At 70.8% G+C, this 15975-nt stretch carries 13 protein-coding genes; 2 read left to right on the top strand and 11 right to left on the bottom strand.

Features of this window, described 5'->3' with window-relative positions; translation table 11 throughout:
• Window positions 1-28 precede the first annotated feature (28 nt).
• Together N8A90_RS09910 and N8A90_RS09905 are read left to right on the top strand one after the other, a co-directional pair.
• Complete coding sequence (locus tag N8A90_RS09910) at window positions 29-988, top strand: AraC family transcriptional regulator (RefSeq protein WP_262074685.1); 960 nt, start codon at window positions 29-31, stop codon at window positions 986-988.
• Between the two features lie 39 nt (window positions 989-1027).
• Window positions 1028-1486 carry a cyclophilin-like fold protein gene (locus N8A90_RS09905; RefSeq protein ID WP_262074684.1) on the top strand — a complete coding sequence of 153 codons (459 nt, stop codon included), beginning with the start codon at window positions 1028-1030 and terminating at the stop codon, window positions 1484-1486.
• Here N8A90_RS09905 and mprF read toward each other — a convergent pair.
• The 11 genes from mprF to N8A90_RS09850 form a co-directional block, all read right to left on the bottom strand.
• Window positions 1441-5487: a bifunctional lysylphosphatidylglycerol flippase/synthetase MprF gene (gene mprF / locus N8A90_RS09900; RefSeq protein WP_262074683.1), complete on the bottom strand. Its 4047-nt coding sequence runs from the start codon at window positions 5485-5487 to the stop codon at window positions 1441-1443. The two genes, N8A90_RS09905 and mprF, sit on opposite strands and share 46 nt — an antisense overlap.
• Window positions 5488-5638: 151 nt before the next feature.
• Entirely contained in the window at window positions 5639-6562 is a 924-nt protein-coding gene (locus N8A90_RS09895; RefSeq protein ID WP_262074682.1) for an ABC transporter permease, read from the bottom strand.
• Window positions 6559-7620 (bottom strand): ABC transporter permease, encoded by a 1062-nt coding sequence (locus tag N8A90_RS09890; protein ID WP_262074681.1) that lies wholly within the window; start codon window positions 7618-7620, stop codon window positions 6559-6561. Before N8A90_RS09890 ends, N8A90_RS09895 begins: the two co-directional genes overlap by 4 nt.
• Window positions 7617-9167 (bottom strand): ABC transporter ATP-binding protein, encoded by a 1551-nt coding sequence (locus N8A90_RS09885; protein WP_262074680.1) that lies wholly within the window; start codon window positions 9165-9167, stop codon window positions 7617-7619. Before N8A90_RS09885 ends, N8A90_RS09890 begins: the two co-directional genes overlap by 4 nt.
• 100 nt (window positions 9168-9267) lie before the next feature.
• Window positions 9268-10269: a BMP family protein gene (locus tag N8A90_RS09880; protein WP_262074679.1), complete on the bottom strand. Its 1002-nt coding sequence runs from the start codon at window positions 10267-10269 to the stop codon at window positions 9268-9270.
• Window positions 10270-10312: 43 nt separating this feature from the next.
• Window positions 10313-10942 carry a uracil phosphoribosyltransferase gene (gene upp, locus N8A90_RS09875; RefSeq protein WP_262074678.1) on the bottom strand — a complete coding sequence of 210 codons (630 nt, stop codon included), beginning with the start codon at window positions 10940-10942 and terminating at the stop codon, window positions 10313-10315.
• A gap of 68 nt (window positions 10943-11010) precedes the next feature.
• A complete protein-coding gene (locus N8A90_RS09870) occupies window positions 11011-12426 on the bottom strand; it encodes a URC4/urg3 family protein (protein WP_262074677.1) in 1416 nt (471 codons plus the stop codon).
• On the bottom strand, window positions 12423-13802 hold the full coding sequence (locus N8A90_RS09865) for a GTP cyclohydrolase II (protein WP_262074676.1): 1380 nt from the start codon (window positions 13800-13802) through the stop codon (window positions 12423-12425). The genes N8A90_RS09870 and N8A90_RS09865 overlap by 4 nt, the downstream gene beginning before the upstream one ends.
• Window positions 13803-13887: 85 nt before the next feature.
• On the bottom strand, window positions 13888-14358 hold the full coding sequence (locus N8A90_RS09860) for a DoxX family protein (RefSeq protein ID WP_262074675.1): 471 nt from the start codon (window positions 14356-14358) through the stop codon (window positions 13888-13890).
• Between the two features lie 10 nt (window positions 14359-14368).
• A complete protein-coding gene (locus N8A90_RS09855) occupies window positions 14369-15133 on the bottom strand; it encodes a DNA-binding domain-containing protein (protein WP_262074674.1) in 765 nt (254 codons plus the stop codon).
• The gene (locus N8A90_RS09850) at window positions 15130-15972 is read right to left on the bottom strand and encodes a DUF692 domain-containing protein (protein WP_262074673.1); all 843 of its coding nucleotides are present in this window, start codon (window positions 15970-15972) and stop codon (window positions 15130-15132) included. The genes N8A90_RS09855 and N8A90_RS09850 overlap by 4 nt, the downstream gene beginning before the upstream one ends.
• Between the last annotated feature and the right edge of the window lie 3 nt (window positions 15973-15975).

The raw sequence follows: 15975 nt of genomic DNA, 5'->3' as shown, positions 1-15975 counted from the left end.
TGCCGACGCGCCCCCTAAGCTTCGGTCCATGCTGACATCCACCCACCCATCACTGCGCGCCGAGCGTCCCGTCGAAGACCAGATGCAGGTCACGGTGATGCGAGCCGAGTTGGCCGCGACCATCGACCGCCTGACGCGGGTGGACGGTTCGCACGAGACCGCCATTGCGCGGCTCGCGCTGGCGCGGTTCTCGCAGATGCAGCACCCGGTGCACGCCATGTACGAGCCGGCCTTCTGCGTGCTGGCGCAGGGCAGCAAGCGCGTGCTGCTGGGCAACGAGGTCTACATCTACGACGGCAGCCGTTATCTCGTGGCGTCGCAGAACCTGCCGGTCTCGGGGCAGGTGATCGACGCTTCGCCGGAGTCGCCGTACCTCGGCCTGCGCCTTGTCTTCGACGTGAAGGACATCGCGGCCCTGGCACTCGAGTTCGGCCTGGGCGACACGTCGCCCCCCAGTGCGCCGGAGCGCGGCATCTTCACCGGCGAGCTGTCGACCACGCTGCTCGACCCGGTGCTGCGCCTGGTCAAGCTGCTCGACACGCCGCAGGACGTGCCCGCGCTCGCCCCGCTGATCACGCGCGAGATCCTCTACCGCCTGATGCGTTCGCCCGACGGCTGGCGGCTCGCGCAGATGGCCGCGGTCGACAGCCACAGCCAGCGCATCGCGCAGGCCATCGGCCTGCTGTCGCAGCGCTTTCGCGAGCCGCTGCGCATCGACGATGTGGCCGACGCGATCCACATGAGCGTGTCGTCGCTGCACCAGCACTTCAAGGCGGTGACGTCGATGAGCCCGCTGCAGTTCCAGAAGCAGCTGCGGCTGCAGGAGTCGCGCCGCCTCATGATCGCCGAACACCTCGATGCGGCCACCGCGGGGCACCGCGTGGGCTACGAGAGCCAGTCGCAGTTCAACCGCGAGTACAGCCGCTTCTTCGGCCTGCCGCCGGCACGCGACGTGAAGCGATTGCGCGAGATGCAGCTGGGCCGCTGACGGCCCCCACCCACCGCCCATCATCGAACGAGGTCCACCATGAAGATTCATCTGACGCTCGATGGCCGGGTCGTTCCCGCGACCCTGGCCGACAGCGACGCGGCGCATGCCTTCGCGGCCATGCTGCCGCTCGCGATCACGCTGCACGGCCTGTTCGGCCGCGAGAAGTTCGGCCCGCTGCCGGGCGCGATGCCGCCGGCGGAACAGCGCACGCAAGGCTACGAGGTCGGCGACATCGTCTGCTGGTCGGGCGGCCCCGACCTCGCCATCCTCCACGCACAGGACGGCCAGGCGCTCAGCGGCGGCTTCCATGTGCTGGGCCGCATCGACACCGGGGTCGATGCCTTCGGCGCGCGCGGCCCGCTGGATGTGCGCATCGAGCTGGCGGACGCGGATGAAGAGGACGACGAAGACGACGCCGGCGCCGCAGCGCCGCCCCACGGCTGCGTTGCCTACCGCGGCAGGAAGCCCAGCACCTGCGCGGCCAGCGCGTCGTAGTCGCCGCCCAGGTGATGGCCGCCCGGCAGAGCGACGGTGCGGGTTTGCGACGCGTCGAGCAGCGGGCACAGCGCCTCGGCCTTCTCGTCGGTGCCGTAGAAGCACACGGTGTTGGCGGCCTTGAGCTTGACGGCTTCCGGGAGGATCGGCTTGTCGCCGCTCTTGCCCAGCCAGTTGGCCACGTGGAACTCGAAGGCCGCCTTCTGGCCGGGCGCCAGCAGCACGTTGAGCCTGATGCTGTCCTTCGTGCGCTGCGGCAGCCGGTTGTAGACGAAGGGCAGCACGTCGGCGCCCTGGCTGAAGCCGATGAAGAGCACCTCGCTGCGCTGCCAGCGCGCGGCGTAGTAGCGGATCACGCGGTCCATGTCCTCGGTCAGGCCTTCGGGTGTGCGGGCCTTCCAGAAGTAGCGCAGCGAATCGACGCCGACCACCGGCACGCCGTCCTTCGCGAGCGCCGCGGCCAGCGCCTTGTCGATGGAGGCCCAGCCGCCGTCGCCCGAGATCAGCACCGCAAAGCGCTTGCCGGGCGTCTTGGCCGGCACCTCGACCACCGGCAGGTCGGACAGCTGGGTAGGCGGCGCCCCGATGGCGGCGCGCTTTGACGCGAGCTGCTCGTAGGCCGCGACGAACTCGGCGGGCACTGCACCGGCCGGCGTTGCGGCCGAAGGGACGACCCAGGTCGCGCCGGGCACGGCCTTGACGAAGGCGGCCGGGGAGGCGGCCTGCGACGTGGCCGGGCAGGCGGGGGGGGGCGCGGGCGGTGTCGCGCTCCAGGGCGCCACCAGGCGCGCGGCCGGCTGGAACTCGATGCCCTTGTCGGCGGCGGTGTGGAACTTGAATTCATTGGCGGTGCACAGCGGCATCGGCAGGCTCATGCGCGGACAGAAGCCGACCGATAGGGCGCCGGTGAAGTTGTCGGCCGGCGACTGGGCGAGCAGCACATACGGAAAGGCCGCGGCCGCGCCCGTGCCGACCAGGATCGGCTCGATGTAGGTCTGCATCCGGTCCAGCGCCTGGAAGTGGCGCGCGAAGTTGTCGACCGAGCCGCCGGCGTAGACGCACTTCGACACCTGGCTGTCGGCCATGAGCCGGCGGTAGAACGGATCGAGCGGCACCAGCGCCACCATGGCGCCGCGCGCGACCATGGTGTCGGCCAGTTGCCGGTCGCCCGGCGCGGGGGCTTCGCCGCCGGTGAACAGCATCACGAACTGCTGCACCGTGCCGGCCGGGCGCAGCAGCAGGATGTTGTCGAACTGGCCGTGCGACACGGTGGCGGCCGACGGCGCGGCGAGCGGCTGGGCCTGTGCGCGGCCGAGGGCCGGCACGAGCAGCGCGATGCTGCAGATCGCCAGCATGCAGAGCTCGCGCACGCCGTGCTTCCTGAATGGTTTCTTCATCGAGAACCTCGGTTCGTCGTCGGAGGGGCCGCCGTCGCCGATCAGCGCCGCCACGTCGGCCAGCACCAGCAGCGGCGAGATGCCGCCCGGCGCGGTGAGGTAGCGCGCTTCCCAGGTCGGCTCGAACTTGTCCTTGTAGTTGTACAGGCCGCGGAAGCTGTAGAAGCGCTCGCCGTACTGGAAGAGCAGCCGGCCCAGCCGCTGCCAGCGCGGCGCGCGCGGGCGCGTGGCCATGCCGGCCATCGGCGACATGCCCAGGCCGAAGCTGCGATAGCCGCGCTCCTGCATGTGCAGCAGGATCTTGGCGAAGAGGTAGTCCATGGTGCCGGGCGGCGCGTCGGGCGCGTAGCGCATCAGGTCGACACCGGCGTCCTCGGCGGTCTCGGTCGTTTGCAGGCTGGCGAAGGCGATCACGCGGCCCTCGCGCCGCACCACGGCGACCGGCAGGCGACGCAGGTAGTCCTCGTCGAAGCGGCCGACCGAGAAGCCCTTCTCGCGCGCGGACTGGCGCTCGAGCCAGGCGTCTGACACGGCGCGCAGTTCGCCCATCACGGCATCGACCTGCGCCGGGGCGAGCACGTCGAACACCAGCCCTTCGCGCTCGCCGCGGTTCATGCCCGAACGCAGGTTGGCGCGCTTGGCGCCCTTGAGGTTGAAGTCCTGCAGTTCGATCTGCGCATATTCGCCGAGCTTGAAGGCATGCAGGCCGCAGTCGAGGTAGAGCGGCAGGCTCGATGGCCGCACCTGGTAGAAGGCCGGCCGGCCGCCGTTGGAGCTCGCGAGTTCGACGAAGCGCCACACCAGGTCGGCCCACTCGCGCCGGTCGCCGATGGGGCCGAAGAGCGAGATCCACGAGCGCCCCTGCCGGCCGAACATGAGAAAGCTGTGGCCCGAGGGCGAGAACAGCAGGTGCTTGTCGCCCGTGAGCGCATAGCAGCCTTCCGAGAAGGAACTGGCGCGCACGATGGCGGCGGCCCGGTCGAGCTCGGCGGCGGTGGGGCGCGCGAGCGGCGCGGCGGTCGGCCGCAGCAGCTGCCACAGGCCGAAGGCCAGCGCCGCGAGTTCCACCGCCAGCAGCGCGCGCAGCGAGCGCGGCGCCTCGGCGTCGAGCTCGAACTGCCACCACAGGCGGTTGGTGTAGCGCACCTCCTGGTAGGCGAAGACCAGCAGCCAGGTGCAGGCGATCAGCACGCCGGCCAGCGTGATCAGCCAGCCGGGCTCCATGCGCTGGGCGAACAGCGAGGACGGCCGGTCGAACTGGCGCCGCGACATCAGCAGCAGCACGGCCAGCGTTGACAGCAGCGCGGCCTCGTTCAGCGCGATGCCCTTGGGCAGGGCCAGCACCGCGGAAATCACGGACAGCACGATCGCGGCCCACCAGGCGGCATCGAGCCGGTGGAACAGGCCGCGCGCGACCAGCACGAAGCCCAGCCCGGCGATGCTGCCGAGAAAGTGCGAGGCCTCGATCAGCGGCAGCGGCACGTGCAGCGTGGCCAGCAGGTCCTTGGCGTCCGTGGTCAGCGGCGTGACGCCCGACACCAGCAGCCAGATGCCCGCCACCAGCGCCAGCGCAGCCAGCAGGCGGGGGCTCAGGCGCACCGCGGCGCGCGCGATGGGGGCGGCCACGCCCGAACGCAGCTCGTAGGTGACGACCATGCCGGTCGCGACCACCAGCGGCAGCACGTAGTAGATGCCGCGGTTGAGCAGCAGCGCGCCGAGCATCGCGTCGGTGCCGACGTGCGACTGGGTGGCCAGCAGCATCACCGCCTCGAACACGCCGACGCCGCCCGGCACATGGCTCACGATGCCCGCGGCGATCGCGATGGCGTAGAAGACGACGAAGGTCGGCAGCGGAATCTGGCCCTGCGGCAGCAGGAACCACAGCGCCGCGGCCGAGGTGCCCAGCTCGACCGCCGAGATCAGCAGCTGGCGCAGCGCCAGCTGCGTTGTCGGCAGCCGCAGTGTCCAGCGCGGGCCGATGCTCAGCACGCGTCGCCGCGCGCATAGCCACAGGAACGCGCCCAGCCCGACCAGCGACGCGGCGGCCGCGGCCTGCAGCAGCACGGCCGGCACATGCAGCAGCGGCGCGACCTCGCGGGCGCCCCACAGCAGCCCGAGCGCGCCGAAGGCCGTGATGCCCAGGCCGAAGGCGATCAGGTTGAAGACGATGACCTGGGCGATCTGATGCGGCGTCAGCCCGGCGGCGGTGTAGATCCGCGTGCGGATGGCGCCGCCGGTGAGCGGCCCCAGGCCGATGGTGTTGGACAGCGCATAGGCCACGAAGGACGTGACGAATACCGTCGGGCGCGGCACCTTGGCGTGGGCGTAGACCAGCGCCGAGAAGTCGTAGCCGGCCAGGATCAGGTAGCTCAGCGCCGTCGCCGCCACGGCCAGCGCGATGTTCAGGTCCGGCGTGGCCGACACCGCTTTCATCACCGCGTCGTAGCGCACCTCGTCGAGGAAGCCGTGCAGCGCCTTGGCCATCAGCGCGAACAACGCCAGGCCTGCGGCGGCCAGCAGCCAGGGGCGAAGGCGCGGCCACCAGGCGCCGAGCCAGAGCACGGGCGTGGCAAGGGGCTGGGGATTCTCGGGCGCGGATTCCATCGGGTCGATCGGGCGTGCGCGCCTCGGGCGCGCGGGGGAACAGTCGTTTAACCGGTGATCAACGTTTGTTTACCGTGTTTCGCCGACCGCTGCCGGGGACGGATCGTGCTTTTTTCCGCGCTGGCGACGCTGAGCCGCACCGAGGCAGGGCTCAGCGCTCGCCCTTGCGGTACGGCTTCATCAGGGCTTGGGGGTAGCTGGCCTTGCGCGCCACCAGCACCAGCGCCAGGATCGACAGCAGGTACGGCAGCATCAGGTAGAGCTGGTAGGGCAGCACCGCGTCGCCCGATTGCTGCAGCCGCAGCTGCAACGCGTCGAAGAAGGCGAAGAGCAGGGCGCCCAGCAGCGCCTTGCCCGGCCGCCACGAGGCGAACACGACCAGCGCCACGCAGATCCAGCCGCGGCCGTTGACCATGTTGAAGAAAAACGCATTGAAGGCCGATAAGGTGAGGAAGGACCCCGCCACGCCCATCAGCGCCGACCCCGCGACGATGGCGCCAGTGCGCGTGGCCGCGACCGACACGCCCTGGCCCTCGGCCGCCTGCGGGTTCTCGCCGACCATGCGCACCGCCAGCCCGACCGGCGTGCGATAGAGCACCCACGCCACCAGCGGCACCAGAGCTAGCGCCAGCAGCGTGAGCGGCGTCTGCGCACCCAGCACCGGGATGGACAACCACTCCATCGGCGCGAAGGGCGTGATCGTCGGCGGCGTGTTCACCTTGGGGAAGCTCACGCGGTAGCCGTAGTAGCTGAGCGCCGTCGCCAGCAGCGTGATGCCCAGCCCCGAGACGTGCTGCGACAGCGCGAGCCCGACCGTGAGAAATGCATGCAGCAGCCCGAACGCCATGCCGGTGAGCGCGGCCACGCCGACGCCGACCCACAGCGGCGCGCCGGCATACACCGCCAGCCAGCCGGCGAAGGCGCCCGCGACCATGATCCCCTCGATGCCCAGATTGAGCACGCCCGCGCGTTCGCACAGCAGCACGCCCAGCGTGCCGAAGATCAGCGGTGTGGCGATGCGCAGCGTGGCGACCCAGAAGGACGCGTTGGAGAGGATGTCGAGCAGGTCGCTCATCTGCGCCGGACCTTGTATTGCGTCAGCAGCGTCGCCATCAGCACCGCGATCAGCGAGGCCGCGACGATCACGTCGGCGATGTAGGTCGGCACGCCCACCGCGCGGCTCATGGTGTCGGCGCCGACCAGCACGCCGGCGACGAAAACGCCGGCGGCGATCACGCCCAGCGGATGCAGCCCGGCCAGCATCGCGATCACGATGCCCGTGTAGCCATAGCCCGGCGACATGTCGAGCGTGACATAGCTGGTGCGGCCCGCCACCTCGATGGCGCCGGCCAGCCCGGCCAGCGCGCCCGAGAGCAGCGCGACCATCACGACCGTGCGCGTGACCGGTACGCCCGCGAAGGCGGCGGCGCGCGCGTTCGCACCGACCGCGCGGATGTCGAAGCCCAGCACCGTGTGCTTGAAGATCGCCCACACGATGACCGCGAGCGACACGGCCCAGAGCAGCCCGGTGTGCACGCGCGTCTGCGGGATCAGCTTGCTCAGTTCGAGCTCTGGCTGTAGCGACACGCTCTGCGGCCAGCCCATGGCGCTCGGGTCCTTCATCGGGCCGTCGAGCAGCGCCGACACCGCCAGCAGCACGATGAAGTTGATCAGCAGCGTGGTCACCACCTCGTCGACGCCCAGCCTGTTCTTCATCAGCGCCGGCCCGAGCAGCATCAGCGCGCCAGCCAGCGCGGCGGCCCCCATCATCAGGGGGAAGAGCAGCCACGGCGACGCCTCGAAACCGGTGCCGCCGTGCATGCCGCCCACGGCCACCGCGGCGAGCGCGCCGGCGTAGAGCTGGCCCTCGGCGCCGATGTTGAAGAGCCGCGCCTTGAAGGCGACGGTCGCGGCCAGGCCGGTGAGGATCAGCGGGATGGCGCGCGTGAGCGTCTCGCTCCACGCGAACACCGAGCCGAAGCCGCCCTGCAGCAGCAGCGCGTAGGTGCGGCCCACCGGCGCGCCGGCCCACAGCACCAGCAGTGCGCTGATGGCGAGCGTGAACGCGACCGCGCCGATGGGGGCGAGCACCAGCGCGGCGCTCGAGGTTTCATGGCGGCGTTCGAGCCTCATGCGTGCGTCCCCGCCATCGCCAGGCCGATGGCTTCGCGCGTCCACGCGGTGGCCGGGCGTGGCTCGCCGAGCCGGCCGCCGTGCATCACGGCGACGCGGTCGCCGAGCGCCAGCACCTCGTCGAGGTCGTCGGAGATCATCAGCACCGCGGCGCCTGCATCGCGCGCGGCGATCAGCTGCTGCTGCACGTAGGCGACCGCACCGATGTCCAGGCCCCAGGTCGGCTGGTGCGCGACGATCAGCCGCGGCGGCTTGCGCTGGCCGTCGGACGATTCGGGCGCCATCAGCGCACGGCCCAGGATCAGCTTCTGCATGTTGCCGCCGGAGAGCGAACGGGCCGGCGATTGCAGGCCGGCGCCGCGCACGTCGTAGGCCTTCTCCACGCGCAGCGCATGCGCACGCGCCGCGGCACGGCGCACCCAGCGGCCGAGCGGGCTCCAGCGCGAGAAGGCGGGGCTGCGCAGGCGTTCGGACACCGCGTTCTCCCACACCGGCAGGTCGCCGATCACGCCCACGGCATGGCGGTCTTCGGGGATGCGCGCCACGCCGCGCGGCACCAGCCGGGCGGGCGAGGGCGGCAGCGCGCGGCCCATCAGCGTGACCGTGCCGTGCGTGTCCTTGCGCGTGCCGCTGAGCAGCTCGGCCAGCGCCACCTGGCCGTTGCCGGACACGCCGGCGATGGCAACGATCTCGCCCGCCTTCAGCGTCAGCGTGACGTCGTCGAGCCGGTCGTGGCCGCTGCCCGTGGTCGACACATGGTCGAGCACGCAGACCGGATCGCCGATCGTCTGCGCCGGTCGCCGCGCCGTCTTCTCGACCGCATGGCCGACCATCCACAGCGCCAGCTCGGCCTGGGTGGTGTCGGCGGCGCGTGCCTGGGCCACCAGCTTGCCGCCCCGCAGCACGGCGATGCGCTGCGACACGCGCAGCACCTCGCCCAGCTTGTGGCTGATGAAGATGATCGACAGGCCCTGCGCCACCATCTGCGCGAGCGTGGCGAACAGGGCCTCGCTCTCCTGCGGCGTGAGCACGGCGGTCGGCTCGTCGAGGATCAGGATGCGCGCGCCGCGGTAGAGCGCCTTGACGATTTCCACGCGCTGCCGCTCGCCGACCGACAGGTCGCCGATGCGCGCCTCCGGCCGCACCGGCAGGCCGAAGCGCTCCGCCACTTCGAGCAGTCGGGCGCGCGCGGCGCTGCGGCGCGAGACCGGCCGCCACAGCGGCTCGGTGCCCATCAGCACGTTGTCGAGCACGCTGAGGTTGTCGGCCAGCGTGAAATGCTGGTGCACCATGCCGATGCCCGCGGCCAGCGCGGCCTTCGGGTTGCCCGGTGGCAGCGGCTGGCCGAAGACCTCGATGTCGCCCTCGTCGGCCGTGTAGTGGCCGAACAGGATCGACATCAGCGTCGACTTGCCCGCGCCGTTCTCGCCCAGCAGCGCCAGCACCTCGCCCGCATGCAGGTCGAGCGAGATCGCGTCGTTGGCGGTGAGCGTGCCGAAGCGCTTGGTGATGCCTCGCAGCCGCAGGACGGGCTTGGTGGTGTTCATGCGTGAAACACCGCAGAACCGGCTTTGCCGGGCTGCTGGTGTTGCCCCCGGCGAGGGGGTTGGCGAAGCGACACGAAGTGCGCGTAGCTTGGGGGTGAGCCTACTTCGCCGTCGACTTCGGCTGGCCGTCGTCCACCTTCACGGTGAATTTGCCGGCCAGGATGTCGGCCTGCTTGGCCTTCACCTTGCTCACGATGTCTGCCGGCACCTTCTTCTCGAAGGTGCCCAGCGGCGCGAGTTCGGAGCCCTTGTGCTTCATCATCGAATAGGGGCCGTAGTCCTCGGCCGTGAACTTGCCTTCCTTCACCAGCTTGATGGCGCGGTCGGCCGAGGGCTCGAAATTCCACAGGGCCGAGGCGACGACGGTGTCGGGGTACTGGGCCTGCGTGTCGATCACGTTGCCGATGGCGAGCTTGCCCTTTTCCTTGGCCGCGTCGCTCACGCCGAAGCGCTCGGCGTACATCACGTCCGCCCCCTTGTCGATCATGGCGAAGGCGGCTTCCTTGGCCTTCGGCGGGTCGAACCAGCTGTTGATGAAGCTCACGCTGAACTCGACCTTCGGGTTCGTCTCCTTGGCGCCGGCCATGAAGGCGTTCATCAGGCGGTTCACTTCCGGGATCGGGAAGCCGCCGACCATGCCGATCCTGTTGGTCTTGGTCATGCCGCCGGCGACCATGCCGGAGAGGTAGGCCGGCTCCTGGATGTAGTTGTCGAACACGCTGAAGTTCGGCGCCTGCGGCTTGAGCGACGAGCCCATCAGGAAGGCGACCTTCGGGAAGTCCTTGGCGACCTTGCGGGCCGCGGCCTCCACGCCGAAGACCTCGCCCAGGATCAGCTGGTTGCCGGCCGTGGCGTACTCGCGCATCACGCGCTCGTAGTCGGCGTTGGCGACGTTCTCGGTCGCCTTGTATTCGATCTCGCCGCGGGCTTCGGCGGCCTTGAGCGCCTTGTGGATGCGGCCCACCCATTGCTGCTCGAAGGGCACGGTGTACACCGCCGCGACCTTGAGCTTGGCCTGCGCCAGGGCGAGGCCAGGCGCGCCGGCCGCGAGCGCGGCGGCGATGGCGATGGAACGGACGATCAACTGGCGGCGTGCGTGCACGGTGCTTCTCCTCGGGTTTTTGAAATGGGGGGCGCTGCGCGCGTTACTTGGTACCAAAAATCCGGTCGCCCGCGTCGCCCAGGCCCGGCAGGATGTAGCCGTGGCTGTTGAGTTCGCGGTCGATGGCGGCCGTGTAGATCGGCACGTCGGGGTGCGCGGTCTGCAGGTTCTTCACGCCTTCGGGGCAGGCCAGCAGGCAGACGAACTTGATCGACTTGGGGTTGAGTTCCTTCATGCGCTCGACCGCGGCGATGGCCGAATTGCCGGTGGCCAGCATCGGGTCGACCACGATGATGTCGCGGTCCTGCATCTCGCTGGGCATCTTGAAGTAGTACTCGACGGCGGTGAGCGTCTTGGGGTCGCGGTACAGGCCGATGTGGCCGACGCGCGCGCCGGGCACCACGCTGAGCATGCCTTCGAGGATGCCGTTGCCGGCCCGCAGGATCGACACCAGCACCAGCTTCTTGCCGTCGATCACCTTCGAGGTCATGGTCTCCAGCGGCGTCTCGACCTCGATCTCCTGCATCGGCATGTCGCGCGTGACCTCGTAGGCCATCAGCATGCTGAGCTCGTTGAGCAGGCGGCGGAAGCTGTTGGTGGAAGCGTCCTTGCGGCGCATCAGGGTGAGCTTGTGCTGGACGAGGGGGTGGTCGATGACGTGAACGTTGCTCATGGTGTCGCAGATGGGTCGATGACAGCGCGGCGGTGAAGCCTTGTTGTGGTTCTGAAAAGGGTGAGAGTCTAGAAGACGGTGCCGTCGCTTTCGATCTGCAGGGGGGGCGAACCGTCTCGCAAGCGCTGTGCCAGCATGCGGCCCGCGGCCCAGGTGCCGCCTTCGAGCACGCAGGCCAGCGGCAGTTCGTCGGCGCTGCGGCCCAACAGCGTGCGCACGCGTGGCGCCAGCTCGTCGAGCAGGGCGACGGTCAGCGCGCGCCATTCGACGATGAATTCGTCGCCGACCTTCCAGCGGCGCGTGAGCGATGCCGCGTCGCGCGGCACGATCACGCCGGCGTCGATCAGCAGGCCGCCGTTGCGATATTCCGGCAAGCCGGTGAGCGCGTCGAGCCCGTGCACCTTCACGCCGGCCCACTCGAAGGGTTCGAGCAGCGAATAGGTCAGCCACTGCGACAGCTTGTGGAAGGGCATCCAGCCGTTGCTCAGGCCGGGGCCGTGCACGCCGGGGTGGCGCCAGCAGTCGCCCAGCGCGAAGTCGGGGTTGCCCGAGCCGATGCCGCCGGGCGTGTCGCTGCCGTCGGCGGCGATGCTGTCGACGAAGTTGGCGGCCGGCCAGATGCGCGAGAGCGACGCCAGCAGCAGCGACAGCAGTTCGTGCGCCGTGACCTCCGCGGTGGGGGGGACGGCAGGGCCGACCGGACCGACCAGCGCGTCGAACAGCCCGCCGGGGCGGCCGTCCTGGCCGAAGACTTCGGGTTGTTCGGTCAGCGCTTCACCCAGCCGGCGCAGCAGCGTCGTGCGGCCGGCGATGCCGACCAGCGGGTTCACGTCGCTGACCTGGAAGGCCTGGCCGAGGCGGTCGGCCACCAGCCCGCGCAGGCCGGCGGCGTCGACCTGCAGCGGCCGGTCGGGGTTGGACGAGAAGAGGCCGCTGGTGAAGGCGTGGAAGCTGGCGACGCCCAGCCCTTCGGAGCGCTTGAAGCGCTGGCCGCTGGCCGGCTCGACGTAGTGCCAGTCGGGGCCGGCACCGGCGTCGAGCAGCACGCTCACCAGCACCAGGTCGATCTGCACCCGCGCCCGCTCGCGCGGCGTGACGCCGTCGCCCAGCAGGCGGTCGAGCGCGGCCAGCCGATCGATGCCGCCCGCCTCGAAATGGCGCCAGCGGCTGTGGAAGGGGATGCGGCCCGACGGGTAGCGCTCGCGCGTGACCTCGGCCACGACCTGGGCCGCGTCGTCGAGCGTCGCATCGCCGCCGATGGTGAACCAGGCCGATTCGCCCTGGCGCGCGCGCGCCAGCAGCTGCGCGGCGCGCTCGCGCACGGCGGCGGTGGTGCGCAGGTAGGCGGCGGCCGGGCCCGGCTGCGTGAAGTCGGTGACCAGTTCCAGCGCAGGGTCGACATGGCCCTGCGCATCGGCATGGCGCACGGCGGCATTGGCGGTGGGGCGGTCGGGGTCCAGCCCGTAGTTGTCTTGGCTCATCATTCGCTCAGTCCGCGGCCCTTGGCCTTCTTGAGTTCCTCGGCATCGGGCACGGCGCCCGGTGTGAAATAGCCGGCGGCCATCTTGGCATCCATCTCGACGCGCGCATCGGCCGGGATCAGTTCGTCGGGGATGTTCACCCGCTCGCCGATCTCGATGCCCGAGCCTGTGATGGCGTCGAACTTCAGGTTGCTCATCGAGACCAGCCGGTGGATCTTGCGGATGCCCAGCCAGTGGAAGACGTCGGGCATCAGCTCCTGGAAGCGCATGTCCTGCACGCCGGCCACGCATTCGGTGCGGGCGAAGTACTGGTCGGCCGTGTCGCCGCCGACCTGGCGCTTGCGCGCGTTGTAGACCAGGAACTTGGTGACTTCGCCGAGCGCGCGGCCTTCCTTGCGCGAGTAGGCGATCAGCCCGACGCCGCCGCGCTGCGCGCCGCGGATGCATTCCTCGATGGCGTGCGTGAGGTAGGGCCGGCAGGTGCAGATGTCGGAGCCGAACACGTCGGAGCCGTTGCACTCGTCGTGGATGCGGGCGGTGAGTTCGACCTCGGGGTTCGCCAGGTCGCGCGGGTTGCCGAAGATGTAGAGGGTCTGGCCGCCGATGGGCGGCAGGAACACCTCCAGGTCGGAGCGCGTCACCAGCTCGGGGTACATGCCGCCGGTTTCCTCGAACAGCACGCGGCGCAGGTCGGTCTCGGAGCAGCCGAAGCGCTTGGCGACCTCGGGGAGATACCACACGGGTTCGATGGCGGCCTTGGTCACCATCGCGGCGCCGCCGGCGGTGAGGAACTTGCCGTCGGCCACCAGCCGGCCGGTCTGCAGCGCCTCGATCACCTCCGGCAGGATGACGTGCGCCTGGGTCACGGCGATGGTCGGCCGGATGTCGTAGCCGGCCGCCAGCTCGGTCGAGAAGACGTCGGCCACCGCCGCGCCCCAGGGGTCGAGCGACACGATGCGCCCGGGGTCGGACCACTGCGGGTACGGGCCGATGAGGTCGGTCGGCGCGGTGTTGGTCAGGTCGGCCTTGTGCTGCGGGTCGAGCGCGCCGGCCGCCACGGCCAGCGCCCGGTACACGCTGTACGAGCCGCTGTGCGTGCCGATGACGTTGCGGTGCGCGCGCTTGGTGGTCGTGCCCACGACCGGCCCGCGCTCGGTGGCGGTGGGCGCGCCCCAGCGGATCGGCAGGGCGCCGAAGCCGCCGGCGTGCGAGGTGAGGCGGATGTGCCGCGGAGCGCCGGCGGCGGGCGAATAGATCGGGGAGAGCGAGACGGAGGCCGCGGCCGCATCGGCGGGTGTGGCCGTGGGTGCGGGGGGTGAGGAGGACTGCGGGTTCGGCGGGGCGGGGTGGGGGGGATTCGAGACGGTGTCGACAGACATTGCAGGCCCTCAAAAAATGCAATGTAGCGACCGACTCCGCGACTGGCAAGCGCAGCGGTCCCTGCTGGAACGCGCCGCGCCGCGTTCAGGCGATGCGCAGCGCCCGGTCGAGCGACAGGCGACCGGCGCCGCGGCCGACCGGGTACAGCAGCAGGGCCGCCCAGGACAGATGCGTGGGCCATGCGTCCGGGTAGACGAAAACCTGGATCACCAGCGTCATGCCCAGCAGGGCCGCGGCCGAGAGCCGGGTGAAGAGGCCCAGCACCAGCAGGATCGGGAACAGGTGCTCGGCGTAGGCGGCCAGGTGGGCCGCGAGTTCCGGCGGCACGAGCGGCAACTGGTACTCGGTGCGGAAGAGTTCGTAGGCGCTGTCGCTGATGTGGAGCAGCCCGTCGACCTTGGTGCGGCCCGACAGGAAGAAGATGGCCGCGATCGCCACGCGCGTGGCGAGGGCGAGCAGATCGTGCGGCACGCCGCGCTCGAGCCTTCCCGCCAGCGCGTTCCAGTGCTGGCGCAGACCGATGGGTGCAGAGGCGGACGAAAGCGTGGTTGACATGGCAAGCCTTTCAGGGAGCGGAGATGGGCAGGAAGACGCCGGCGCGCAGGAGCTGCGCGAGCACGCCGGCCAGGTCGGTGTCGGGCGCGGCGGCGAGTGCGCCTTCGGCCGCGTCGCCGAGCGTCGCGCCGGCGGCGCAGGCGTCGAGCAGCGCGCAGCCGCCATGGCCGAGGGCGTGGGCTTGCACCGCATCGATCGGGCGCGTCAGCAAGCCGGCGTCGCCATGCCAGGGCATCGGTGCCGACGCATCGGCATCGTCGATCCGGTTGCGTTGCCAGATGGCAAACACCGGGTGGGTGTCGAAGCGTGCCCAGCGCGTGGCCGGGTGCGGCTGCAATCGCAAGGCGCCCAGCGCCTCGGGCGGCAGGCCGGCCAGCGCATCCGGCGCGAGCACGGCCGCGTCGGCGGCCGCATGGGCCTCGCGCCACAGGGTGTCCAGCCGCGCCACACCGGGCAGGTAGGGCAGCGACGCGGCCGGTTCGAAGCGGGCCAGGAAGTCCGGGAAGCCGGCGCCGTAGACCAGCAGCCGGCCGTCCCGCGGCGGCGCGTCGGCCACGTGCAGTGCGGCGGCCGCGCGGAACCAGTCCTCGCCGACCAGCCGCTGCACCGCGGGAAAGTTGGCGGCCAGTGCGTCGATGCAGGCCTTCATCACCGTGTTGCGGTAGACCGCGAAGGCCGGCTGGGCGACCCATGCGTCGACGTCGGCATGGCCGCGGCCGGCGCGGCCGAACAGGGCGTCGGCGAAGGCTTGCTGGAGGGATGCCGTGTGCCTCATGCGGCCACCGGTTGCTGCAGCACCGTGTGCGCGCGCTGGCGCTCGGCCATCAGCGCGGCGAAGGACGGCACGTTGCCGTCACGCTCGATCAGCGTCGGCCGCGGGCCGATGCGTTCGACCACGCGACGGAACAGGGCCCATACGCTGTCGGCGACCGGCGCGTCGTGCGAATCGATCAGAAGCTGGGGGCCCAGGGCTGGGTCGCTGCTGTGCCCGGCCAGATGAATTTCGTCGACGGCGTCGCCCGGGAAGCGGTCGAGCCAGGCCCCCGCGTCGAAACCGAGGTTGCGCGCCGACACGTACACGTTGTTGACGTCGAGCAGCAGCGCGCAGCCGGTGCGGCGAACCAGTTCGCCGAGAAAGTCGATCTCGTCCCAGTCGTGGCCGTCGATGCGCAGGTAGTGCGAGGGGTTCTCGACCGCGATGCGCCGGCCCAGCACGTCCTGCGTGCGCCCGATGTGCGCGGCGATGCGGTGCAGGGCCGCGTGGTCGCGGACGAAGGGCAGCAGGTCGGGGAAATGGCGGCCGTCCGTGCCGGACCACGCCAGGTGTTCCGACACCAGCGCCGGCTCGACGCGACGCACCAGCGCGGCCAGCCGCGCGAGGTGGGCCGCGTCCGGCGGCTGCTCGCCGGCCAGCGACAGCGACACGCCGTGCAGCGACACCGGATGGCGGGCGCGCACGGCCTCGAGCCAGGCGAGCCGCGGGCCGCCGTCGACCAGGTGGTTCTCGGCATGCACCTCGAACCACAGGCCGGCGTCGGTGGCGGCCAGCGCCGCGTCGAAGTGCTCGGGCTTGAGCCCCAGCCCGGCCGACAGGCCGCCGTCCGGCGTCGTCATGGC

Source organism: Variovorax sp. N23 (assembly GCF_025486315.1).
Lineage (GTDB): Bacteria > Pseudomonadota > Gammaproteobacteria > Burkholderiales > Burkholderiaceae_C > Variovorax.
This window is presented reverse-complemented; position numbering and strand designations above follow the sequence as displayed.

Bases quoted from the DNA above. Each gene is read 5' to 3' on its own strand.
- N8A90_RS09870 (WP_262074677.1), bottom strand. From the start codon at position 12,426: ATGATGAGCCAAGACAACTACGGGCTGGACCCCGACCGCCCCACCGCC.
- N8A90_RS09885 (WP_262074680.1), bottom strand. From the start codon at position 9,167: ATGAACACCACCAAGCCCGTCCTGCGGCTGCGAGGCATCACCAAGCGC.
- upp (WP_262074678.1), bottom strand. From the start codon at position 10,942: ATGAGCAACGTTCACGTCATCGACCACCCCCTCGTCCAGCACAAGCTC.
- N8A90_RS09865 (WP_262074676.1), bottom strand. From the start codon at position 13,802: ATGTCTGTCGACACCGTCTCGAATCCCCCCCACCCCGCCCCGCCGAAC.
- N8A90_RS09890 (WP_262074681.1), bottom strand. From the start codon at position 7,620: ATGAGGCTCGAACGCCGCCATGAAACCTCGAGCGCCGCGCTGGTGCTC.
- N8A90_RS09860 (WP_262074675.1), bottom strand. From the start codon at position 14,358: ATGTCAACCACGCTTTCGTCCGCCTCTGCACCCATCGGTCTGCGCCAG.
- N8A90_RS09905 (WP_262074684.1), top strand. From the start codon at position 1,028: ATGAAGATTCATCTGACGCTCGATGGCCGGGTCGTTCCCGCGACCCTG.
- N8A90_RS09855 (WP_262074674.1), bottom strand. From the start codon at position 15,133: ATGAGGCACACGGCATCCCTCCAGCAAGCCTTCGCCGACGCCCTGTTC.
- N8A90_RS09850 (WP_262074673.1), bottom strand. From the start codon at position 15,972: ATGACGACGCCGGACGGCGGCCTGTCGGCCGGGCTGGGGCTCAAGCCC.
- N8A90_RS09895 (WP_262074682.1), bottom strand. From the start codon at position 6,562: ATGAGCGACCTGCTCGACATCCTCTCCAACGCGTCCTTCTGGGTCGCC.
- N8A90_RS09910 (WP_262074685.1), top strand. From the start codon at position 29: ATGCTGACATCCACCCACCCATCACTGCGCGCCGAGCGTCCCGTCGAA.
- mprF (WP_262074683.1), bottom strand. From the start codon at position 5,487: ATGGAATCCGCGCCCGAGAATCCCCAGCCCCTTGCCACGCCCGTGCTC.